Below are 23,415 nucleotides of genomic sequence, written 5' to 3' on the forward strand. Positions count from 1 at the left end.
CATGAGCGCTACCTCGCACAGCACGGGTCACGGCAGCGGCCAGGCCGCCAGAGCCAATATCGCGCCGCTCGACGAAGCCAACTACCGGACCTTCCCGCGCATTCTCGCAGCGATCCGCAAGCATGCTCCGGTGGCGCTCAAGAGCCTGTACCGGCGGATCGAATCGTCCCCCGCGCTCAGCCAGCTCCTGCCCGATGCCGAAATCCGCCGCCGCGCCTCCGATGCGCAATACGAGCACTGGATCAAGATGTTCTCCGGCCGGTTCGACAGCGACGCCGCCAAGCGCAGCGAGAAGATCGGCAACATCCATGCCCGCGTAGGGCTCACGCCGGACTATTACATCACCAGCTATGCGCTGGTGCTGGAGGACATGATCGAGGCGATGATGGCGAGGCGCTTCATCTCGCCATTGAACAGCCGCGCCACGGGCAAGATGATCGGCACGCTGGTCAAGGCCGCGCTCCACGACATGCAGATCGCACTCGGCGCCTATTTCGACGCCGAAGCCGAAGCCCGCAACCGCGTGCTGGATTCCATGAGCGAAGCCTTGTCAGAAATGGCCACCGGCAACCTCCAGGCCCAGCTTGGAGACCTTCCCGAAGCTTACGAGAAGCTGGGAGAGGACTTCCACAACATGCGCCACCACGTGGGTTCGCTGGTGGTGGAGATCACCGATTCCGCCGACAGCGTGAAAGTCAGCGCGCAGGAAATCAGCGCCGCCGCCAATGACCTCGCCTTTCGCACCGAAAGCCAGGCCGCGACGATCGCCCGCATTTCAGAAGGCGTGCGCGAAGTCACCGGCGCCATCGGCACGACCGCCAGCAGCGCCAAGAGCGTCGACTCCAGCGTTTCCGAAGTGGCCGGCCATGCCCGGCGCGGCGGCGAGGTGATGGAATCGGCAGTCGTCGCCATGGACAAGATCAAGAATTCCTCCACGGAGATCGCCCAGATCATCGACGTGATCGAAGCCATTGCCTTCCAGACCAACCTGCTGGCGCTTAACGCTGGGGTAGAGGCGGCGCGGGCCGGGGAAGCGGGCAAGGGCTTCGCGGTGGTCGCCACCGAAGTGCGCGCGCTGGCCCATCGCACCACCGAATCGGCGAACAACATCAAGAACCTGATCACCAAGTCGACCCAGGACGTTCACCAGGGCGTGGATCTCGTGGCGCAAACCCGCTCGGCGCTGGACGAGATCATCGCCCGTCTTGCGGAAACCACGCATATGGCGGACGAAATCTCGCGCTATTCCACCACCCAGGCGCAGACCATGCGCGAGCTTTCCACCGAGATCCAGCAGCTCGACACCAATACCCAGCAGAACGCCGCCATGGTGGAGGAATCCAACGCCGCCGCCCGCGCGCTTACCGAACAGGCCCATGCCATGGCGACGACGGTGGGCAAGTTCCGCTTCGAGCGGGGCACGGACCAGCGCCCGGTAGAAGCCGAGCGCCCGCGCCGCGGCGGCAAGCCGATGGCGGTGCGCAAGGCCGTGGGGTTCTAGGTCCGAATAAGTGCTTCCCACCGGGTGATTCCTCGGTCATCGTGCCGCGCATCCGTCCTGTCAGGAGTGCGCGTGTACCGTCCGACGTTGATCGCCGTGAGTGCCATGACCGGTCTGTCCGCGCTTGCGGCCCCGGCTGCCGTGATGGCCGATACGCCGCGCGAACTGCTGACCGCCGCCGCCTTCCAGGCACCGGACAAGGCCAGGGCGCTCGCCCTGATCGGGCAGGCCATCACCGCGTCCGACAAGATACTGGCCGCGCGGCCCGGCGATCATGAGGCCACTCTCCAGCGCGGCGTCGCCATCGGTTACCGCGCGAAGCTGACCCGGAGCCGGTCGGACGCGCGAACCTCGCTCGGCATCTTCGAGCGTCTCGCCGCACAGAACCCGCGCGACGCCGAAGCCCAGATGGTCATCGCCGGCTGGCACCTCGACGCGATCGACCAGTTGGGCGGCCTGGTGGCCCGCACCGCGCTCGGCGCGAAGACGCAGGCCGGCGAGACGGCTCTCTCCCGCGCCGTCGCCCTTGGCGGAGACCGCGCTTTCTATCCGGGACTGGCGGCGCTGATGCAGATCCGCAAGGACCACGGCCAGGTTGCGCAGGCCCGCCGCTGGGCCGAGGACGCCGCCACCGCGCCGACCCCCACGCCGCTCGACACGCTGATGAAACGCGCCGCCCTCGCCATCCTGCCGGCCTTGCGCAAGGGCGATGGCAAGTCGGCCGCCGCAACCGCACGCAAACTGCTGCCGTTCGGGAAGCTGACGGATTAGAACTTCGGGGCAAATCGCTCTTCCGGGCGCAGTGTCAGCACCCGGACACCGTCGCGCGTTACCGCAACGGTATGTTCGAACTGGGCGGAGAGTTTCCCGTCGACGGTGACGACGGTCCATCCATCGTCTTCCGTCCGCACCATCCGGCGCCCCTGGTTGAGCATCGGTTCGATGGTGAAGACCATGCCCTCCCGCAAGGTCAGGCCGGTGCCGGGTTTGCCGAAATGGAGGACCTCCGGTTTTTCGTGCATTTCCCGCCCGATACCGTGCCCGCAATAGTCGCGCACGATCGAGTAGCCGGCGCGCTTGGCATGTTTCTCGATGGCATGGCCGATATCGCCGAGCCGGGCGCCGGGGCGGACCGCACGGATGCCCTTCCACATGGCCTCGTAGGTCGTCTCCACCAGCCGCCGGGCGGTGGGTGAAACCTCGCCGACGAAGTAGGTCTTGCTGGAATCGGCGATGTAGCCGTTCTTCTCCAGCGTGATGTCGAAGTTCACGATATCGCCGTTTGAAAGCACATCCTGCGTCGAGGGGACGCCGTGGCAGACGACCTCGTTTCGCGAGCAGTTCAGCACGAAGCCGTAGCCGTACTGCCCCTTGCTGGCGGGGCGCGCGTGCAGTTCATCGACGATGAAGCGCTCGACAAGGTCGTTGATCTGCATCGTCGTCTGTCCGGCCAGCGCCAGCCCGTCGAGATACGTGAAGACGCTGGCGAGCAGGCGGCCGGATTCGGCCATGATCTCGACTTCGTCGGAAGACTTTATCATGGAACGCGCTCGCTGCTGCGCGCCGCATCTCCCGGCGCGAGATCCCCCGGATCGACGCCCGCTTCCCGCAGTTCGCGGATGACGATCTGCTGGAACGTGAGCTGCGGATTGAGTTCGCAAAGCATGCCGATCCTGATCCAGAAGGCAGCCTGCGCATTGATCGAGCGATAGGACGCCTTGCTCGCCTTGCGGAGCTGCTCGTGCAGCTCATCCTCGATGTTGACGATACCCATCAAACCGTTCCGAATATACGAATCATATATGCTCCATATGCAGGCTGTGCACTTTCGGCAAGGCGTCATCGCACCCATGGCGGCAAAAGCTGGATGGAGGGTTGCGACGGCGCCGTTCGTCGCCGCCCTCGGCCACTTCGCCGTGTATCGTCAAATTGACGCCAATGTTCATCCCTCGTTTTGCCGCGCAATGGAAAGGCCGGGGTCGGTCGTAACAAGACATTAAACCGAGAAGGAATTTCCCGATGCGCAAAGCCATCGTGGCGGCGACCATGGCCGCCCTTACCATCCCCGCGACTTTCGCCGTCACCGAAGTTGCCGAAGCGCGCAACCACGGCCACCGCTATCACCGCACCGACAACGGTATCCGTTACTGGCGCGGAAATGACGGCCGTTACCGCTGCAAGAAGTCCAACGGCACCACCGGCCTGCTGATCGGCGGCGTTGCCGGCGCGCTGGCCGGCCGCGCGATCGACACCCGCGGCGATCGTGCCACCGGCACCATCCTCGGCGCTGCCGGCGGCGCCCTGCTGGGCCGCGAGATCGACCGCAACAACTCGCGTCCGCGCTGCCGCTGATCGCTCAGGAACCACGGCGCGCCGCCGCTCCCGACGGCGCGCCGCACGGTTGCCACCACTGAAATATTTCGAAATCACCGGGCGACACGATCGCCCTAGGCCATGCTCCCATGGCACCCGAGTTAGAACCGACTACCGGTACCACCGGCGTCAACCGCATCCTCGCCTCCGCTTTCGGCGTGAAGCTCGTCAGCGACATTCCCGAGCGGCTTTCCCGCCATGGACTGCGCCCCTGGCTGGACGGAAAACGCCGCCGCAGACTGGACCGCATCCGCGACAGCCGCCTGCTGTTCATCCATGTCCCCAAGAACGCCGGAACCTCGATCTGCGACCGGCTCTATGGCGCTCAGATGAAGCACTGCTCGGCAATCTACTACGCCAGGTGCGCGCCCGACGTTCTGGCCCTGCCCAGTTTCGCGATCATCCGCGATCCGGTGGACCGCTTTCTCTCGGCCTTCCGCTACGCCCGCTCCGGCGGAACCCGGCACCGGACGATTTCGGCCCCCTTCCAGAAGCATTACGGCACATTTCACACGATTGACGACGCCATCGACCATCTGGCCGAGGCACGTTCCCCTTTCGACATCGACCATGTGTTCCGCCCGCAGAGCTGGTACGTGCTCGATGGCCGCGGACGCCCGGCCGTGGATCGCCTCATCCCCTATGAACAGATCGGCGATATCGGGCGCAGGCTCGGCCGCGAGGAACTTGCCAGCCTGCCGGAATTCAACCGCAGCCGCGAATGCCGCGAACGTCCGACCGCGTGCCAGCTGGACTTCCTCCACAGCTTCTACGAGGCCGACTTCGCGCTGCGGCACCAGGCGCTGACCGGCATTCCGGCAACTGTGCGGGCGACCGGCCCGATCGGTGCCCCGGTCCCGTCATTTGCCGGGTGAAGGCATCGCGCCGCGTTCCTCCTCCGTCATCGTGCGGTGCCCATAGCTGAGCACGTTGGTGATGCGCCAGCCGTCCGCCCGGTGGGCCCAGACCATCACGAACCGGGCGATCCCTTCGCACTGTCCGGAAGCCAGTTCGCAGAAGCGATGCTCGCCCTCCTCGATCGCGCCATAGTCCTTGATCGGATAGATGCGCAGCGTGGCGGGCAACAGTTCCCGGCGAACCTTGCCGCAGATGTACTTGCGGGTATTGGCGACCACCGTATCGCGATCGAACGTGGCGCCGCCGGTATCGTGGAAGAAGGCCACGCCGGGATCGAAGTATCCCGCGAAAGCATCCAGATCGCAGCGATTGTAGGCATCGAACACTTTCGCATCGAGCGCGGCGACCTCGCGGGTCAGGGGATCGGCCTGAACCGCGGGGGCGGCCGAAGGCGGCACTGCAGGTGCGGAAGACAGCGCGGCGGCGGCGAGCAGTGCGAGGAACGACATGGACGCCATCGTATGCCTTCCTCCGCGCCTGTCCAGACGCAGGCAAAGCCGGCCATGCGGCAATTTCCAAACAGTCTCTTTCCTACAGCTTCAGTCTGTGCTCCTATGCCGCCCGATGAACGTTCGCCTGCCCCCTTCGCCGCGTCACCTCCAATACCGGACCGGAACGACCGCCAGGGCGCGGACCGGCTTTTTCCCTGGCCCCGGATTTCTCTCTGAACAGTGTAAACCGTGTCAACCTGCAGGCATGGCGATGCCGCGATGAGCGATCGGCCTGCCATGCTGGTAACGGGCGGCGCCAAGCGGATCGGCGCCGCCATCGCCCGCTCGTTCGGCGCGGCGGGATGGCATGTCGTCATCCATTACGGACATTCGCGGGAACAGGCGGAGGCGCTGGCGCAGGAACTGCCGTCCTCGGAAATCGTGGGCTGCGAATTGAACGACTGGGACGCCGGCCCCGCCATGGTCGAGGAACTCGCCGCGCGCCTGCCGGACTGGCGCGTGCTGGTGAACTGCGCGGGCATGTTCGACCTCGATACGGCCACCATGCTCGATCCGCCCACTTTCGAGAAAGCCATGCGGGTCAATGCCGGTACCCCGGCCCGGCTCGCGCAGGCCTTCCTCGCCCATGCCCGCGCACGCACCGGACGCCGGGTGATCCACGTCACCGACCAGAAGCTGCTCAATCCGAACCCGGACTTCTTCTCCTACACGATGAGCAAGCACGCGCTGGCGGCCACGATCCCCATGCTGTCGATGGCGCGCATGGCAGAGGATGACCGCATCTACGGCCTCGCGCCCGGCGCGATCCTCGCCAGCCACGACCAGACCGAGGAGGAAGCCGAAATCTCGCACCGGCTGAACCTCCTCCATCGCAAGACCACCCCGGAAGACGTGGCTTCGGCCGCGCTGTTCCTCTCGCAAGGATGGCTGGAAAGCGGCGAAACCCTTTACGTCGATTCCGGCCAGCACCTCCTCGCCCAGCCGCGTGACGTGTTGTTCCTCGCACGCCAGTGAAAACTCCAGGAAGGCAGTAGACGATACCTCGCCTTCGCTTGCGCAGTTCGCAAGCGAAACCCTCTTGCACCGGGCCAAAGCGCCCTTCACAAATGGTTGATGGCAATGGGAATTCTCGATCGTTTCCTCCAGAGAGGCGTCCGCCAGGGCGTTCTGGAGGTTGTCCGCCCCGATGGCAGCGTGAAACGGTTCGGCACGCCTGCCGCCGGCTTTCCCGAAGTCCGTATCCGCTTCACCGATGCCAAGGGCGAACGCCGCATCCTCACCGATCCGCGCCTTGGCGCGGCGGAGGCCTTCATGGACGGGCAACTCGTCATCGAGCAGGGCGACATCATGGAGATGGTCGAACTGATCCGGTCCAACGCCAAGTGGGACAAGGGCGGCGAACTCCATGAACATACCGCCTTCAAGAAGCTGAAAGGCAAGGTCGTCACGCTGGTAGACGGCATCAACAAGGCGGCCAGCGCCAAGAAAAACATCGCGCACCACTACGATATCGGCAACGAACTCTATAACCTGTTCCTCGATATCGAGCACATGCAGTACTCCTGCGCCTACTGGCCGGAACCCGGCATCACGCTGGAACAGGCGCAGACCGCCAAGCTGGCGCATATTGCCGCCAAGCTCGCGCTCGAACCGGGCCAGCGCGTGCTCGACATCGGCTGCGGCTGGGGCGGAATGGCGATCTACCTTGCGAAGAACGCCGGCGTCTCGGTGCTGGGCATCACCCTCAGCGAGGAACAGCTCGCCCTCGCCCGCGAGCGCGCCGAGCAGGCGGGCGTTACCGACAAGGTCACCTTCGAACTCGTCGACTACCGCGACCTTGCCGCGCGCGGCGCCAAGTTCGACCGCATCGTCTCGGTCGGCATGTTCGAACATGTCGGGCAGGCTCAGTTCAGCCAGTTCTTCAGGGCCGTCGGCAACCTGCTGACGGACGACGGCGTCATGCTGCTCCACACCATCGGCCGCATGGGCGGCCCCGGTTCGACCGACGCCTTCACCCGCAAGTACATTTTCCCCGGCGGCTACATCCCAGCCCTCAGCGAAACGGTTGCAGCCAGCGAGAAATTCCGCCTGATCGCAACGGATGTCGAAAACCTGCGCCTTCACTACGCGCTGACCTTGCGGGAATGGTACAAGCGCTGCGTCGCCAACAAGGAAGCCATCGTCAGCCTCATGGACGAACGCTTCTACCGGATGTGGACTTTCTACCTCGCCGGCGCCACCGCAGCCTTCGAAAGTGGCGGCATGTGCAACTATCAGATCCAGTACACCCGCAGCCGCCTCGCCCTTCCGCTCACCCGTGACTATATGCCCGTGGCCGAAGCGGCACTGTTGGGCGCATAGCCCCGCACCTTTCCTTCATTGCGCAGCGGGGCGCGTGCTGATAGGCGCGCCCCCGAATCTCAATGCCCTTTCCTGCGGAGCCTGCGCCCATGTCCGACAGCATCAAGAAGGTCGTCCTCGCCTACTCCGGCGGCCTCGACACCAGCGTCATCCTCAAGTGGCTTCAGGTCACGTACAACTGCGAAGTCGTGACCTTCACGGCCGACCTCGGCCAGGGTGAAGAACTCCAACCCGCGCGCGCCAAGGCCAAGCTGATGGGCCTGCCGGACGAGAACATCTATATCGACGACCTGCGCGAGGAATTCGTGCGCGACTTCGTCTTCCCGATGATGCGCGCCAATGCCCGCTACGAAGGCGACTATCTCCTCGGCACGTCGATCGCCCGCCCGCTGATCTCCAAGCGCCTGATCGAGATCGCGCACGAAACCGGCGCCGACGCCGTCGCGCATGGCGCCACCGGCAAGGGCAACGACCAGGTCCGCTTCGAACTCTCGGCCTATGCCCTCGATCCCAACATCAAGGTCATCGCCCCCTGGCGCGAATGGGACCTGACCAGCCGCACCGCGCTCATCGCCTGGGCAGAGCAGCACCAGATCCCCGTCCCCAAGGACAAGCGCGGCGAAAGCCCGTTCTCGACCGATGCAAACCTCCTCCACACCTCGTCCGAAGGCAAGGTTCTGGAAGATCCGTGGGAAGAAACCCCGGACTACGTCTACTCGCGCACCGTCAACCCGGAAGACGCGCCGGACGCACCGGAATACATCACTGTCGACTTCGAGAAGGGTGACGGCGTCGCGCTCAACGGCGTGGCGATGAGCCCCGCCTCGCTGCTCACCGCGCTCAATGAGCTCGGCGGCAAGCACGGCATCGGCCGCCTCGATCTGGTTGAGAACCGCTTCGTAGGTATGAAGTCGCGCGGCATGTACGAGACGCCGGGCGGCGAGATCTACGCTCGCGCCCATCGCGGCATCGAACAGATCACGCTCGACCGCGGCGCCGCGCACCTCAAGGACGAGCTCATGCCGAAGTATGCAGAGCTGATCTACAACGGCTTCTGGTTCGCGCCGGAGCGCGAGATGCTGCAGGCCGCGATCGATCACTCGCAGGCGCGCGTGAACGGCACCGTCCGCCTGAAGCTCTACAAGGGCAATGCCTTGGTCGTCGGCCGCAAGTCGGCGGACTCGCTCTACTCCGAACGCCACGTCACGTTCGAGGATGATGCCGGCGCCTACGACCAGAAGGACGCGGCCGGCTTCATCAAGCTGAATGCCCTGCGACTCCGCCTGCTCGCCCAGCGCGACGCGAAGTAACAGGCAGCGGATTCGGCCCTCCGAATCCTTTCAACGTCTTAACGACATCCGGCGGCCCGTTGCCAAAGTGCGACGGGCCGCTTTTGCATGGGTCCACAGCGCGACGAACTGCCTGTAGGACTCCTCGCCATGACGGGGAAGCACAACCAACCGCATAAAGCCCGCCGGATTGCCCGGATCGGCTTTGCTCTAGCCACCGCTGCCATGCTGGTAGCGCCGGCCTCCTCGGCGATCGCCGAGTCGAAGCTGGCGCCCGCAAAGGCCGCTGCCGAGGCACCCGCACCTGCCGCGATCGTCGCCGCACCCGCAGCCACCACGCCCGTCGCCGCCCTGCCGCAATCGCTTGAGCAGGACTTCGAGGCTATCAAGGGCGGCACCGCCAGCTTCTATGGCCACTCGCTCCGGGGAGCCCGCACCGCCAGCGGCGAGCGCTTCAACCCGGATGACCTCACGGCCGCCCATCCCTCGCTGCCCTTCGGCACGAAGCTGCGCGTCACCAACGCGCTCACTGGCGATTCCGTCATGGTCCGCATCAACGACCGCGGCCCGTTCCACTCCAACCGCGTGATCGACCTTTCCGAGGCCGCCGCGAAGGAAATCGGCATCGCCCGCATGGGCTCAGGCAAAGTCGAACTGGCCGTCCTTTCCGACGACGCCAACGACGAGTAATCCGCGAAAATCCCTGAAGCAGGACCAGAAACGGGGCCAGAAACAGGGAAGGCCGACGCGGTAACGGAGGGGGTGGGGGAAGCACCACGCCGACCTTCACCCATCATAACATCGCACCCCGCATCGGGTTCCCGGCGCCGCTCAGGTTGACACGCTTTACACTGTCCCGAGCAAGAAAAGCCGCCCCCGACCGACTTGAACTCCATCGGCGGCGCCACCTCCCCGCCCAGCACCGCATCGACCGCACCTTCCGCGCGGCGACGCCAGCCATCCCACTCACCCGCCGCCGCCTCGCGCCAGAGCGCCACGCGCGGATCGGGCTCGTCCTCCGGCCCCGCCTCGCCCGCCGCCACAGCCTGCTCCCACGCCGCATCGGCCTCGTCCTGGAGCATGACGCCCGCCCGGTCGGCATAGACCTCCCGCGACGGCGGCAGGACCGGCTCCGGCCGCCCGGCCCGCACCGGCGCCACCTCGAACAGCTCCGCCGGCGCCTCGCCCGCAACCACCGCCAGCACTTCGTCGAACCGCTCCGCCAGATCGCCGCCCCGCTCTCCCGAGCGCGCCGCATCTGCCTCCACCAGCCGGTCGAGCCGCCCCAGATGCGCCAGCAGCAACCGCGCATCGTAACGCCGCCGCACCGCCACCTGCTCGCCATGATAGAACACCGGCTCCTCCACCCCATCGAGCGCCCGCGTCGCCAGCACGTCCTCGACATGCCGCCGCGCCAGCACCAGCGCCGCATCCCACCCCCGCGCGAACACCCGGTCCCGCCGCCGCAACAGATAGGCCGACTGCCGCGACATCCCCACCGCCGCAGCCGCCGCCCGCACATCCCCCTTGCCGGAGAGCCGGTCGAGAAAACGCACCTTCCGCGCAGGAGACCACCCCTGCTCCCCCTCCCGAGGGAGAGGAAGACCATCGCCGCTCACAGCGAGCCCCAAGCTTGTCGAAGCGCGGAAGGAAGGATCGTGACCGGCCACGGGCGAGACATCCGGAGCCAGGGAAGAAGAAAGCGAAGTGCGAGGGCCATCGCCCTCGCGCTCCCCGCCCCTTTCCGCCGCGCCCCGCCGCCCCGGAGCACCCTCCCCGAGAGCTTCGTCCGGCCAGGCGCCGCAAGCCGAAGCGCCATCTTCTTCGTCGTCCCGGCGAAAGCCGGGATCGCCCTCGGCCGAGCGCCCACCCCGCCCGCGCGGAAAGGACTCCCCCGGCAACCCGATATCCCGAGAGCCCGGAATCCACCCCCGCCCGGCAGCGGTGGGATACGAAGAGTTTGAATGGTCGGACATGGTTCACCCCCAAGACTGGAGCCAAAGCCCCGGCGCAGCCGCGCCGGGGTGAACCGGATCATTTATCGCATGTGGGGAGGTGTAGGAAAGTTGAGCATCAAAGACTACGAAGGGCCGACTCCTTCCCGACCGGTTACGGATTGAAACGTCAGATAGCTGCCATTGCAAAGGTGGGGTAAGCGCATCGGTTTGAGCCGTTGCGCGAGCCAATTTGTCACTGCTGGTGCGCTGCCGCTCTCAGGTCTTTCAGCTCGCGCCGCTGGGGACAACCCCGATACCAGCAAGGGTCAATCACGTCATAATGCGGCTTCCTTCGCAAGGATTGGAGCAGCCCCATGCCCGAGATCGATCGCAGCCGCCTTCCGCTTCCCCGGCCGCCGTTCACCGGCAGAGTCGGCAAAACCTACCAGGATTCGGAAAGCCAATGGCCGGAATTGCCCCAGCCGCCCAAGGGTGCGCCCAATGTGGTTCTCATATTGCTGGACGACGTCGGCTTCGGCCAGGCGAGCACGTTCGGCGGGCCGGTGCCGACGCCGGTTCTGGACAAGTTGGCGGGGAGCGGGCTGCGCTACACGCGGTTTCACACTACGGCGATCTGCGGTCCATCGCGCGCGGCGCTGATTACCGGGCGCAATCACCACAATTGCGGCACCGGGTTCCTGTCGGAATGGGCGACCGGCTTCCCCAGCTACAATAATATGATCCCGCAATCGACCTCTACGGTGGGGCGCATTCTGAAAGAAAACGGCTACGCGACCAGCTGGTTCGGCAAGAATCACAATACGCCTGACTGGGAGAGCAGTGTCGCCGGTCCGTTCGACCGCTGGCCCACCGGCATGGGTTTCGACTATTTCTATGGCTTCATTGCCGGGGAAACCCACCAGTACTACCCGGTCCTCTTCGAGAACACCGTCGCCGTGGAGCCCGACAAGTCGCCGGAGGAAGGCTACCATTTTCAGACCGACATGACCGACCGCGCGATCAACTGGATCCGCTATTCGAAGTCGGTCGCGCCCGATAAGCCCTATTTCTGCTACTTCGCGCCGGGCGCGGCCCATGCGCCGCATCATGCTCCGGCCGAGTGGCGAGACAAGTTCAAGGGCCAGTTCGACAAAGGCTGGGAAAAGGTCCGTGAAGAAACCTATCAGCGGCAACTCGCTGCCGGCATCATCCCACAGGACACCGAACTCACGGCGAAGCCGGACTGGGTGCAAAACTGGGACAGCCTGTCGGGCGATGAGAAGAAGCTGTTCGCGCGGTTCATGGAGAACTTTGCTGGCTATCTCTCTTTCGCCGACCACGAGTGTGGCCGCCTGATCGACGCCGTGCACGGACTGCCGGACGCGGACAATACGATCATCATCTATATCGTCGGCGATAACGGCGCGAGTTCCGAAGGCGGCATGACCGGGACCGTCAACGAGGTGATGAACCTCAACGGCATCCCCTCGTCGATCGAGGACAATCTGGCCGCTTATGACGAGATCGGTGGCCCGAATACCGAGCCGCACTATCCGCTGGGCTGGGCCTGGAGCGGCAACGCTCCGTTCCAATGGGTGAAGCAGGTCGCCTCCCACTTCGGCGGATCGCGCAATCCGATGGTGATTTCATGGCCGGACAAGATCAAGGACAAGGGCGGGCTGCGGCCGCAGTTCTGCCATCTGATCGATATCGTGCCGACCCTGCTGGACGCCGCAGGCATTCCCGCGCCGGATTACGTCAACGGCGTCGAACAGAAGCCGATGGACGGCGTTTCCATCCAGTCGACATTCGCAGGCGCCGATGCCCATGCCGTTCGCGAACGCCAGTACTTCGAGGTTTTCTCCAACCGGGCGATCTACGACAAGGGCTGGATCGCCTGCGCGCAGCACACATTCCCGTGGCGGCAGGACTTCGCGCCGGGCCACTGGGAAAACGATGTCTGGGAACTCTACAACATCGACGAGGACTTCAGCGAGGCCAAGAACTTGGCCGCCACGCACCCGGAGAAGGTGGAGGAACTGAAGCGGATCTTCGATGAGGAAGCAGAGAAATACAACGTCTACCCGCTCGACGACCGCGGGTCCGGCCGCCTCGCAGAGCCGAAGCCATCACCGGGCGGCGCGGATCCAAACCGCACCGACTTCACCTATTACGAGGGCGCCGCGCGCCTGCCGGAAACGGCTGCGCCCAATACCAAGAACCGGTCGCACTCGATCAAGGTGGTGGTCGACAACGATTCGGGCAAAGCCGAGGGCGTCCTGCTTGCGGCAGGCGGCGGGTCGGCTGGCTATGCCATCTACATTCTCGATGGCAAGCCGGTGTACCACTACAACTTCTTCGAGAAGGACCGGCTGAACGTCGTGTCGAGCAAGCCGCTTCCCAAGGGCACGTCGACCATCGAAGTCGCCTTCGCTTATGACGGCGGCGGGCTGGGCAAGGGCGGCGAGGCGGTTCTGCTGCTGGATGGTGAGGAAGTAGCCCGGGGCCGCATCGAACAGACGGTCGCGGGCCGGTTCGGGATCGACACCTTCGGAGTTGGGGCGGATAGCGGATCGCCGGTATCGGACGCCTACAAGCCGCCCTTCGCTTTCAAGGGCGGCAAGATCGAGCGGGTGGACATCAAGCTGGCCGCCCGCAATCTCAGCCAGAGCGAGGAAGACGAATTGCACGAACGCTATCTGGCGTTCGCCCAGCATATTGAGTGAGCTTTCCGGGGACGCGCAAAGACACCCATTCCGGCACCGGGCGAACCATGCCGATCGCCCGGTGCACCCGGCCACGGACCGGATCGTCGGCAACATCTGGCGTCCGAGAACGGCAGCTATTAGGGAAATCGACTGGACGGCCCGAGGCGGTAATGGGCGCAAAGCCACCGCCAAACTTGCTGAACTTGATCGGCAAGTCGACTTTCGAACAACTCAAGATGATCTGGAACGACAGCGCCGCGCCAAGCAATCCCCGGCGCGGCGGATCGATCACTTGGCCAGCAGCGGCTTCAGATAGTGCCCGGTGAAGGACTTCTTCACCTTCACGATATCCTCCGGCGTACCTTCGGCGATCACCTCGCCGCCGCGCACGCCGCCTTCGGGGCCCATGTCGATGATCCAGTCGGCGGTCTTGATGACATCGAGGTTGTGTTCGATCACCACAACCGAATTGCCCTGCTCGACAAGGCGGTGGAGCACTTCGAGCAGTTTGCGCACGTCCTCGAAGTGGAGGCCGGTGGTGGGCTCGTCGAGGATGTAGAGCGTCTGGCCGGTGGAGCGGCGGGCCAGTTCCTTGGCGAGCTTGACGCGCTGCGCCTCGCCGCCGGACAGCGTGGTCGCCTGCTGGCCGACCTTGACGTAGCCGAGGCCCACCTCGTTCAGCATGTGCATCTTGTCGCGGATCGGCGGCACGGCCTTGAAGAACTCCTCCGCGTCCTCGATCGTCATGTCGAGCACGTCGGCGATGGAGTGGCCCTTGAACTTCACTTCCAGCGTTTCGCGGTTGTAGCGCTTGCCGTGGCATTCCTCGCACGTGACGTAGACGTCGGGCAGGAAGTGCATCTCGATCTTGATGAGGCCGTCGCCCTGGCATGCCTCGCACCGGCCGCCCTTGACGTTGAAGCTGAAGCGCCCGGCCTTGTAGCCGCGTGCTTCCGATTCCGGGAGGCCCGCGAACCAGTCGCGGATCTGGGTGAAGGCCCCGGTGTAGGTGGCGGGGTTGGAGCGCGGGGTGCGGCCGATGGGGGACTGGTCGATCTCGATCACCTTGTCGCAGTGTTCGAGCCCGGTGATCCGGTCATGCGCGCCCGCCACCACGCGCGCCCCGTTGAGCTGGCGCGAGGCGCCGGCCTGCAGGGTGTCGATGGTGAGCGAGCTTTTGCCCGAGCCGGAAACGCCGGTGACGCAGCAGAAGGTGCCGAGCGGGAAGGCCGCCGTCACGTTCCTGAGGTTGTTGGCGCGGGCGTTCTCGACCACGATCTGCTTGCCGTTGCCCTTGCGGCGGGTGGTCGGCACCTCGATCTTGCGGGTGCCGTTGAGGTAGGCGGCGGTAAGGCTGTTCTTGGCTTTCAGCACTTGCTTGAGCGTGCCTTCGGCCACGATCTCGCCGCCATGGACACCGGCGCCGGGGCCAAGGTCAACAATATGGTCGGCGGTGCGGATCGCGTCCTCGTCATGTTCGACGACGATCACGGTGTTGCCAAGGTCGCGCAGGCGCTTGAGCGTTTCCAGCAGCATGTCGTTGTCGCGCTGGTGGAGGCCGATCGAGGGTTCGTCGAGCACGTAGAGCACGCCCGACAGGCCCGAGCCGATCTGGCTGGCAAGGCGGATGCGCTGGCTCTCGCCGCCTGACAGGGTGCCGCTGGTGCGGTCGAGGTTGAGGTAATCGAGCCCGACGTTGTTGAGGAAGCCGAGGCGCTCGTTGATTTCCTTGAGTATGGCCTTGGCGATCTGCTGCTGCTGGCTGGTCAGCTTGCCCTCAAGCTCCCCGAACCACGCGAAGCCATCCGCCACCGAAAGGCGCGCGGCATCGGCGATGTCGCTGCCGGCGATCTTCACCGAAAGCGCCTCGGGCTTCAGGCGCTTGCCATCGCAGGTCTCGCAGGGCTGCGCGGTCTGGAACTTGGACAGTTCCTCGCGCATCCAGGCAGAGTCGGTCTGGATCATGCGGCGGTTGAGGTTGCCGATCACGCCCTCGAACGGCTTGTTGACCGTGTATTCCTTCTTGCCGTCCCTGAACGTCAGCGGCACGGCCTTGCCCGCGGTGCCGTAGAGGATGACGATCTTCACCTCGGGCGAAAGCGCGTCCCACGGCGTGGTGAGGTCGAAACCGAAGTGCTCGGCCAGGCTGGAGAGCACCTGCATGTAATAGGGCGAAGGCGGGTTCGACTTGGCCCAGGGCACCACGGCGCCCTGCTTGAGGCTGAGATGCTCGTTCGGGACCACCAGTTGCGGGTCGAACAGCAGCTTCTCTCCCAACCCGTCGCAGGCCGGGCAGGCGCCTTGCGGGGCGTTGAACGAGAACAGGCGCGGCTCGATCTCCTCGATGGTGAAGCCGCTGACCGGGCAGGCGAACTTTTCCGAGAAGACGATGCGGTTCGGCGGCAGGCCGGTTCCCTTGAGGGTCTTCTTCGCACCCTTCCCCTCTTCCTCACGGCCGGGAACGACGCCGTCGGCGAGGTCGATATAGGCCAGCCCTTCGGCCAGCTTCAGCGCCTGTTCGAAGCTGTCTGCAAGGCGGGTCTGGATGCCGTCCTTCACCGCGATACGGTCCACCACGACCTCGATGTCGTGCTTGTACTTCTTGTCGAGCGCGGGGGCGTCCTCGATGGCATAGAGTTCGCCGTCGATGCGGACGCGGGTGTAGCCCGCCTTCTGCCACTCGGCCAGTTCCTTGCGGTATTCGCCCTTGCGGCCGCGGACCACCGGCGCCAGCAGATAGGCGCGGGTGCCTTCGGGCAGTTCCATCACCCGATCGACCATGTTGGACACGGTCTGCGCCTCGATCGGCAGGCCCGTGGCCGGCGAATAGGGAATGCCCACGCGCGCCCAGAGCAGGCGCATGTAGTCCCAGATCTCCGTCACCGTCGCCACCGTGGAGCGCGGGTTGCGGCTGGTGGTCTTCTGCTCGATCGAGATCGCGGGGCTGAGGCCGTCGATATGCTCGACGTCCGGCTTCTGCATCATCTCCAGGAACTGGCGCGCATAGGCCGAGAGACTCTCGACATAGCGGCGCTGCCCTTCGGCATAGATCGTGTCGAACGCGAGGCTCGATTTCCCCGAGCCCGACAGCCCGGTGATGACGATCAGCTTCTCGCGCGGAAGCTCGATGTCGAAGCCCTTGAGGTTATGCTCGCGCGCACCGCGCACCGTGATGTGGGAGAGACTCATGGAGGTGACGTGTTCCAGATTTGTTCGCAAAGCGCAAGCAGCCGCGCCGCTCTCCGATCGCCTCGCCGAAATGCCAGGCCGCGATGTGGGGACGCCCTGCGCGATTGCAACGCCGGGCGCGGCAGGGCCTGTCATGTCGCCCGTCGATCCGCAAATGCCGTTCGACGACAGAGACCGCGTTATGACTTGAAAGCGACATGGTTCTGCGCAATAGCAGGATCGCCCGATAAAAGTACCGACTCACCTTTTGCGATATGGCAATTTACTCATACAAGTAAATTTACGCGCATACCTTGAACGCCGGGGTGATAATCGCGGGGCCTTTTAAAGTATAGACATATTTATACTTAGGTCGACACCCTCCCCACAGCCTGTGGCTGTTTGGGAACGACTTTCCACATCCATTGAGGTCGCCAGCAGTTCGCTGCCCCGTAGATCCGCGAAGGTCTGCGTGCGGGGGCTGCACTCTCGAGCAACAGGAGAATGCAGATGACCAGGATTCACACGAAAATCGTCACCACCGCCATGTTCGCCATGGCCTCGTTCGCGCTTGTCACCCCCGTCCTTGCGGACGTGGTGGTCAAGGAAGTCCGCAACTCGAACCTGCCAACCCGCGAGGTCCGCTACGGGGACCTCGATCTCACCACCGCCAGCGGTCAGGATTCGCTGACGCGGCGCCTCACCGTCGCGGTACGCCAGGTGTGCGGCGGCGCGGACATGCGCGACCTGCCGGCATATTCCGACATGATGCGGTGCCGCGACGATTCCTCGGAAAGGGCCTTCACACAGCGTGATGCCCTGTTCGCCGAACGGATCGCCGCGCGCGGCCAGCCCGACCGGATCGCGACCAATACCCGCGCGATTTCGATCGTTGCCGTAAGGAGCCATTGAGCCGTCCAGGGATCGGGATTCCGCCGGCCGGAGAAATCCGGCCGGCGGCTTCTTGCCCGCAAATTCGCCCACGCCGCCTAACGGCGCGGCTCACGCCTGAACCGCTCCGTCGCGCCGGGCAACGGCTCGTCGCATAGCCGTTTGCATCCGCCCCATCGCCCCGCCAGAGCGCGGGAAAGCCAGCGAGGGATGGAGATTACGATGAGGGGAGCGCGCGCTCTGATTGCGTTCGGCACACTCGTGCTGGCGGCGGGACCGGCTCTGGCCGACGACCCTCACGACCGGATGAGCGCTGAGGATATCGCCCGCGATCGCGCGATCATTCGCAAGCTCAACAATGACCAGTTGCAGTACGTCCGCAAGCGCGACGCGCAATATGCTGCCGGATGGAAGGATTACGACCGCGCCCGGGGCGGCAACGACTATGCCGACGAGGACGCGAACGGGGACGCGGAGGACGCGCCGCGCGGCAGCAGCTATTCGCGCCAATCCCGCGAATACGACAGGGCCCGCCGCGATTACGAGGCTGACCTTGCCCGCTGGCGCCGCGATGTCGCCGCCTGCCGCGCGGGCGACTATTCCCGCTGCGAGCGCTGAGACAGATCTTTCCTCCAGGCGGCACGGCAAGCTCCCGGACAATGGCCGTTCACGGCAGCAGCGCCGCCCATGTGGCGGCGCCGACGACGCCGTCCGCCTTGAGTGCTTTCGACTTCTGGAAATCCATCACCGCCTGCGCCGTCATCGAGCCGAAAGCGCCATCGGCGGGGAGCTTCAGCAGCTTCTGCAGGAAGGCGACATCCTCGCCCTTGTCGCCGAAGCGCAGCGGCTGGCGTGAAAGCGCGGCATCGACGGAGGGGCTGGCAGCGGCTGACGGCGCAGAGGAAGGCGCCTGAAGCGCAAGCCAGGTCTGCGCACCGACGATCCCGTCCGCATAGAGACCCTTGCCCTTCTGGAACGCAATCACCTTCGTCTTGGTGGCCGGGCCGAAATCGCCGTCCATCGGCAATCCCAGCAATTGCTGGAGATGCAGCACGGGCTGGCCCTTGTCTCCCAGCTTCAGCACCGGCGTGGGATTGGCGGTGCGCGCGCCGCCCGCCATGAAGCTCTCGTAAGCCCGGCGCATCTTGTTGTGATAGTCGTTCGCCGCGTAGTCCGGCCCGTTGTAGCCGCGTGCGAAGCCTGCCCAGTCCAGCCGGATCAGTTCGTCGTCCAGCCGGTTCTTGCGGATGAACCCGACGAAGGCATCAAGCTGCCCCGCTTCTCCATCGACCATCGCCTTCACGAACGCCTCGACGTCGGCATAGCCGGATGAAGCGTAATTGAAGCCCATGATCTGGAACCGGCCCCAGCTTGCCGACTGGAGCGCGGCCTTGCGGTCCAGCGCGATGGCCTGCCTGAGGCGTGGATACTCCCCTGCCCCGCCGACATAGCCGCCGCGCTTGGGCCAGGAGATATCGGAGTGGGCCGCGGTGTAATTGCCCTTCGTCAGTTTGTGGAAGATGTGCCGTTCGAACAGTATCTTGGGCCGTCCATCCGCAAGGAAACCGCCGCCTGCGCTTTCCACTTGCGATACAGCCCGGATGGCGGCAACCGAACAACCGATCTTCTTGGCGGCCGCTTCGTAATCCGCCGCAGACAAGGGCGCGGAATTCCCTTTTAATTCATCAGCCATGACCGTTTCCCCTCAAGTCATCATGAAATAGACTCGCGGCCCTGACATTTTTATTTGACGTATAATTACGCCGCCCCCGGTAGACCCACAATAACCATCAAGACGTAAGTATAACTACGATGATGGAGAATGGCGGCCCGCGCGCGCCGCCGGGCGCCGGGGCTTGCCTCCCCGGCCCCGCCTCCTAAAAGCGCTGGGCATGAACACCACCGTCACGCCCCGCTCCGCCCGCCGCCTCGCCCTCCCGCTGGTCGCGGCCCTCCTTGCCGCCACGGCCCACCCCGCTCTCGCCAGGGACGCGATCGATCCCGAGCGGATGGTGGCCGATGTGAAGACGCTGGCCTCGGACACGTTCGAAGGCCGCGCGCCCGGCACCGTGGGAGAGGAACGGACCATCGGCTACCTCATCGCCCGCTTCCAGGATATCGGCCTCCAGCCCGCCGGTCCGGACGGCCAGTGGGTGCAGAAGGTGCCGCTACTGCACACCCGGCTCGAAACGCCGGCGACACTGGCCTTCTCCAGCCCCAGGGGCGCCATGCCGGTGACCGTGGCCAAGGACATCTACATCTCGACCGTGCGCCCCGATGACACCGCCCGCATCGCCGGCGCCCCCGTGGTCTTCGTCGGCTACGGCGTGAACGCGCCGGAACGCGGCTGGGACGATTTCAAGGGCATGGACCTCAAGGGCAAGGTCGTGGTCTTCCTCATCAACGACCCCGACTTCCACGCCGGAAAGGGTGAGCCTGCCGCCGGAAAGTTCGGCGACCGGACGATGACCTACTATGGCCGCTGGACCTACAAGTTCGAGGAAGCCGCGCGGCAGGGCGCGGTAGCGGCGCTGATCGTCCACGAGACGGAAGGCGCGGGCTATGGCTGGAACGTCGTCACCAGTCCGGGCGGCGAAAACTACGACATCGTGCGCTCGCCCGACAAGCTGACCAGCCTCGCCTTGCAGGGCTGGCTCTCGGCCGATGCGGCAACGCGGCTGTTCTCCTCTGCCGGGCTGGACCTGACAAAGCTCTCCGCCGCCGCGCGCCGTCCGGATTTCCGGCCGGTGACGCTCAAGGGCGTCAGCTTCGACGCCGAAGTGCCGGTGAAGCACGAGGAAGTCATGAGCCACAACGTGCTGGCGCAGATCCCCGGCACCGCGCGCAAGGACGAAGTGGTGATGTTCGGCGCCCACTGGGACGCCTACGGCAAGGGCGCGCCCGATGCGCAGGGCCGCATCTACCGCGCCGGCGCCAATGACGACGGCATCGGCATTGCCGGCATCCTCGACATCGCCCGCGTCATGAAGAGCGAACCGGCGCCGCAGCGCACGGTGGTCTTCGCGGCGTGGACCGCGGAGGAGCGCGGGCTGCTCGGTTCGGAATTCTATGCCGCCAACCCGGTGTTCCCGATGGAGAAGACCGTCGCCAACCTCACCATCGACGTGCTCCAGACCGCGGGCGCCGCTAACGACGTGACGGTGATCGGCAAGGGCCAGGACACGCTGGAGGACGACATGGCGCGCGTCGCCGCCACCCAGGGCCGCCGCGTGACGGTAGAGAGCCTGCCCGAGCGCGGGCTGTTCTACCGCGCGGACCACTTCTCCTTCGCCAAGCGCGGCGTGCCGGTCATGCTGATGATGGGCCTTGCCGGAGCGGCCGACCTGAAGGACGGCGGCGTCAAGGCCGGGCAGGCCTGGATCGATGCCTATACCGGCCAGTGCTACCACCAGGCCTGCGACGCCTGGTCGCCCGACTGGAAGATGGAAGGCGCGGTGCAGGACGTGGAACTGGTCCGCGAGATCGGCCGCGACCTCGCCAATTCGGCGAAGTGGCCGCAGTGGAAACCCGGCTCCGAGTTCAAGGGCCTGCGCGACAAGTCGGACGCGGTGCGCAAGTAACCGTCAGGTCCAGTGGACCAGCAGGTCGGCGAGCGCATGGAACACCACCGCGCCGCCGATCAGCCACCCGGCCAGTTTCACCGCCCGCGCCGTGCCGTTGTCAGGCGCGGGCGGTGACGGCGCCTCCATCCGCGCCGAGGCCGCGCGCAGGAATCGCGGCGCTTCCCCGGCAATGCGCGAAAGCTCCAGCAGCGCCGCCTCCACCTTGTCCGGCGCGGCGAGGCCCGAAATCCGCGAGGCGACGAGCCGGCCGCGCATCCCCTCCAGCGCCTCGGACAAGTCGAACCCGGGCGCGATTCCGGCCAGTACGCCGTCCATCGTCACCATCGCCTTGAAGATCAGCACGAGGTCCGGCGGCAGAACCAGCCCCTCCTGCCGCAGCAGCGGGAAGAAATCCGCCACCATCGCGTTCAGCACCAGCGCCCCGCTGCCGTGCCGGGCAACCAGGCGTTCGGAGGCACGCAGCAGCTTCTCCCGCGAAATCCCCCCGTTTTCCGACCATATCGCCAGCATGTCCGCCACGCCGCCGGGATCGCCGCTGCGCAGGGCGAGGATGAAGGTCAGGAACTCGTGCTGGCGGCGCGGACTTACCACCCCCACCGAACCGAGATCGAGCAAGGCCAGCCGATCTCCGGGAAGGCACAACAGGTTGCCGGGATGCGGGTCGGCGTGGAAGCGCCCGCCGATCAGCACCATCTCCAGCACCAGTTCGGCCCCCAGCGCGGCAATGCGCGAGGGATCGATCCCGGCCGCCCTCAAGACCTCGGGATCGCGCGGAGGAATGCCCGCGATATAATCCATGACCAGCACTTGCTCGCCGGTCCATTCCCAATGGATGCGCGGCACCTCGACACGGTCCAGCGCGGCAAGGTCCGCGCGGAGCAGGTCGGCGTTGCGCCCTTCGCCGGTGAAATCCAGCTCGTCGAGGATTTCGCGCCCCAGCTGCTCGATCATCGCCGTGGGCCGCATCCGCCGCACCTGCCCGCTGCGCGCCTCCGCCATGGCCGCCAGATGGCGCATGAGCCTGAGGTCCGCCTCCATCCGCGCGCGAATGCCCGGGCGGCGGATCTTCACCACCACTTCGGTGCCATCCTTCAGCACCGCCCGGTGGACCTGTGCGATCGAGGCTGCCGCCAGCGGCTCGGTATCGAACCAGGCAAACGCGGTTTCCGGCGGCTCGCCCAGCGCGGCCTCCACTTCACCGCGCAGCGCCTCGAACGGCAGGCGCGGCGCATCGCTCTGGAGCTGCTCGAAGGCCGCGATCCATGCATCCGGCAGCAGATCGCGCCGGGTCGCGAGAATCTGGCCGAGCTTCACGTAAGTCGGCCCCAGCGCCTCCAGCGCGCGGCGCGTGCGCGTTGGCAGGTCGCGCGGCTCATGGCCCGCATCGTCCCCTTCGCCGAGGCCCAGCCGCACCGCCAGCGCCTCAAGACCGAACCGGACGATCACCGCCGACACTTCGGCCATCCGCGCCCGGTCCCGCGCCGCCACGGCTATCGACTTGAACATGCGTCACTCCTTCAGCGGTGGACAACCGGGCTGACGGGGTTCCGGTTCCGGCGACATGCCCTGCTCCGGGGTCGGACGGAGTGGACAGCCCCGAATGCACAAAGCTAGGGATGGCGCATGAGCGGCAGTTTAACGGGGGCGCTCAAGCCCTTATTCGCAGTAGCCCTGATGTCCACGCTGGCAGCCTGCGGCGGCGGCACCAAGTTCCGCCCGGTCAGCGACGTGCCGGTACGCGTCGGCCCGCCCTACAAGGTGCGCGGCACGACCTACACGCCCGCCACCCAGCCCGGTTACGACGTGCTCGGCTATGCGACATGGTACGGCAGCGAATCCGGCAACAAAGTGGCCAATGGCGAACGCTTCCGCCCCAGGTGGATCACGGCCGCCCACAAGACCCTGCCCCTGCCCAGCTACGTCGAAGTCACCTCGCTCGACACCGGCCGCCGCATCGTGGTGCGCGTGAACGACCGCGGCCCCTTCGGCGAGAGCGCCCGCGTCATCGACCTTTCCAGAGGCGCGGCGGAAGAACTGGGCATCCGGAACAAGGGCAAGGCCGCCGTGCGCGTGCGCGTGGTGGAGCCCCCCGAAAAGGACCGCGCCGCCTTGCGCAAGGGCAAGGCGGCGCAGGAACTGCCCCCGGTCAGCCCGGCGACGCTGGCGAACCTGCAATCGCAGTTCGAGCGCGGTGTGGGAACGCGGTGAACCGGAAGGGCAGAAAGCTCACAAC

Annotated in this window: 19 protein-coding genes; 13 read left to right on the top strand and 6 right to left on the bottom strand. The window is 65.7% G+C overall.

Going from position 1 to position 23,415, the window contains the following annotated elements; all coding sequences use genetic code 11:
- Position 1: 1 nt before the first annotated feature.
- Both U9J33_RS14730 and U9J33_RS14735 read left to right on the top strand, forming a co-directional pair.
- Positions 2-1,501 carry a methyl-accepting chemotaxis protein gene (locus U9J33_RS14730; RefSeq protein ID WP_324696326.1) on the top strand — a complete coding sequence of 500 codons (1,500 nt, stop codon included), beginning with the start codon at positions 2-4 and terminating at the stop codon, positions 1,499-1,501.
- A gap of 105 nt (positions 1,502-1,606) precedes the next feature.
- Complete coding sequence (locus U9J33_RS14735; RefSeq protein ID WP_132469637.1) at positions 1,607-2,272, top strand: hypothetical protein; 666 nt, start codon at positions 1,607-1,609, stop codon at positions 2,270-2,272.
- Here U9J33_RS14735 and map read toward each other — a convergent pair.
- Together map and U9J33_RS14745 are read right to left on the bottom strand one after the other, a co-directional pair.
- On the bottom strand, positions 2,269-3,042 hold the full coding sequence (gene map / locus U9J33_RS14740; protein WP_324696328.1) for a type I methionyl aminopeptidase: 774 nt from the start codon (positions 3,040-3,042) through the stop codon (positions 2,269-2,271). The genes U9J33_RS14735 and map overlap by 4 nt on opposite strands.
- Complete coding sequence (locus U9J33_RS14745; RefSeq protein WP_324696330.1) at positions 3,039-3,275, bottom strand: ParD-like family protein; 237 nt, start codon at positions 3,273-3,275, stop codon at positions 3,039-3,041. The genes map and U9J33_RS14745 overlap by 4 nt, the downstream gene beginning before the upstream one ends.
- Positions 3,276-3,520: 245 nt before the next feature.
- On the opposite strand from U9J33_RS14745, the gene U9J33_RS14750 reads away from it, so the two are divergent.
- Both U9J33_RS14750 and U9J33_RS14755 read left to right on the top strand, forming a co-directional pair.
- Positions 3,521-3,853, top strand: a complete 333-nt coding sequence (locus tag U9J33_RS14750; RefSeq protein WP_054436853.1) for a glycine zipper 2TM domain-containing protein — start codon at positions 3,521-3,523, stop codon at positions 3,851-3,853.
- Between the two features lie 110 nt (positions 3,854-3,963).
- Positions 3,964-4,749 carry a sulfotransferase family 2 domain-containing protein gene (locus U9J33_RS14755; protein WP_324696332.1) on the top strand — a complete coding sequence of 262 codons (786 nt, stop codon included), beginning with the start codon at positions 3,964-3,966 and terminating at the stop codon, positions 4,747-4,749.
- Here U9J33_RS14755 and U9J33_RS14760 read toward each other — a convergent pair.
- Positions 4,735-5,250 (bottom strand): nuclear transport factor 2 family protein, encoded by a 516-nt coding sequence (locus U9J33_RS14760; RefSeq protein WP_324696334.1) that lies wholly within the window; start codon positions 5,248-5,250, stop codon positions 4,735-4,737. The two genes, U9J33_RS14755 and U9J33_RS14760, sit on opposite strands and share 15 nt — an antisense overlap.
- Before the next feature lie 252 nt (positions 5,251-5,502).
- Between U9J33_RS14760 and U9J33_RS14765 the strand changes: the two genes are divergently transcribed.
- The 5 genes from U9J33_RS14765 to U9J33_RS14785 all read left to right on the top strand — a co-directional run bounded on the left by U9J33_RS14765 (position 5,503) and on the right by U9J33_RS14785 (position 13,557).
- On the top strand, positions 5,503-6,258 hold the full coding sequence (locus U9J33_RS14765) for an SDR family oxidoreductase (protein WP_324696336.1): 756 nt from the start codon (positions 5,503-5,505) through the stop codon (positions 6,256-6,258).
- Positions 6,259-6,357: 99 nt separating this feature from the next.
- Positions 6,358-7,605, top strand: a complete 1,248-nt coding sequence (locus tag U9J33_RS14770) for a cyclopropane-fatty-acyl-phospholipid synthase family protein (RefSeq protein WP_324696338.1) — start codon at positions 6,358-6,360, stop codon at positions 7,603-7,605.
- Between the two features lie 89 nt (positions 7,606-7,694).
- Positions 7,695-8,915, top strand: coding sequence for an argininosuccinate synthase (locus U9J33_RS14775; RefSeq protein ID WP_324696340.1), 1,221 nt, complete (start codon positions 7,695-7,697; stop codon positions 8,913-8,915).
- A 204-nt stretch (positions 8,916-9,119) separates the two neighbouring features.
- On the top strand, positions 9,120-9,584 hold the full coding sequence (locus U9J33_RS14780) for a septal ring lytic transglycosylase RlpA family protein (RefSeq protein WP_324696342.1): 465 nt from the start codon (positions 9,120-9,122) through the stop codon (positions 9,582-9,584).
- Between the two features lie 1,621 nt (positions 9,585-11,205).
- Entirely contained in the window at positions 11,206-13,557 is a 2,352-nt protein-coding gene (locus U9J33_RS14785; protein WP_324696344.1) for an arylsulfatase, read from the top strand.
- 270 nt (positions 13,558-13,827) lie between these two features.
- On the opposite strand, the gene uvrA is transcribed toward U9J33_RS14785, so the two are convergent.
- Positions 13,828-16,728, bottom strand: a complete 2,901-nt coding sequence (uvrA, locus tag U9J33_RS14790; protein ID WP_324696346.1) for an excinuclease ABC subunit UvrA — start codon at positions 16,726-16,728, stop codon at positions 13,828-13,830.
- Positions 16,729-17,217: 489 nt separating this feature from the next.
- Here uvrA and U9J33_RS14795 point away from each other — a divergent pair, with 489 nt between their 5' ends.
- Entirely contained in the window at positions 17,218-17,619 is a 402-nt protein-coding gene (locus U9J33_RS14795; protein ID WP_185996903.1) for a UrcA family protein, read from the top strand.
- Between the two features lie 201 nt (positions 17,620-17,820).
- A complete protein-coding gene (locus tag U9J33_RS14800) occupies positions 17,821-18,216 on the top strand; it encodes a hypothetical protein (RefSeq protein WP_185996902.1) in 396 nt (131 codons plus the stop codon).
- Between the two features lie 49 nt (positions 18,217-18,265).
- Here U9J33_RS14800 and U9J33_RS14805 read toward each other — a convergent pair whose 3' ends face one another.
- Positions 18,266-19,291: an N-acetylmuramidase domain-containing protein gene (locus tag U9J33_RS14805; RefSeq protein ID WP_324696350.1), complete on the bottom strand. Its 1,026-nt coding sequence runs from the start codon at positions 19,289-19,291 to the stop codon at positions 18,266-18,268.
- 199 nt (positions 19,292-19,490) lie between these two features.
- Between U9J33_RS14805 and U9J33_RS14810 the strand changes: the two genes are divergently transcribed.
- Positions 19,491-21,179, top strand: a complete 1,689-nt coding sequence (locus U9J33_RS14810) for a M28 family metallopeptidase (protein WP_324696352.1) — start codon at positions 19,491-19,493, stop codon at positions 21,177-21,179.
- A gap of 3 nt (positions 21,180-21,182) precedes the next feature.
- Here the strand turns inward: U9J33_RS14810 and U9J33_RS14815 are convergent, their stop codons facing one another.
- Positions 21,183-22,688 carry an ABC1 kinase family protein gene (locus tag U9J33_RS14815; RefSeq protein WP_324696354.1) on the bottom strand — a complete coding sequence of 502 codons (1,506 nt, stop codon included), beginning with the start codon at positions 22,686-22,688 and terminating at the stop codon, positions 21,183-21,185.
- Positions 22,689-22,805: 117 nt separating this feature from the next.
- Between U9J33_RS14815 and U9J33_RS14820 the strand changes: the two genes are divergently transcribed.
- Entirely contained in the window at positions 22,806-23,390 is a 585-nt protein-coding gene (locus U9J33_RS14820; protein WP_185996899.1) for a septal ring lytic transglycosylase RlpA family protein, read from the top strand.
- The last annotated feature ends 25 nt before the right edge of the window (positions 23,391-23,415 follow it).

It is taken from the genome of Novosphingobium sp. RL4, assembly GCF_035658495.1.
In the GTDB taxonomy this organism is placed as follows: Bacteria; Pseudomonadota; Alphaproteobacteria; order Sphingomonadales; family Sphingomonadaceae; genus Novosphingobium.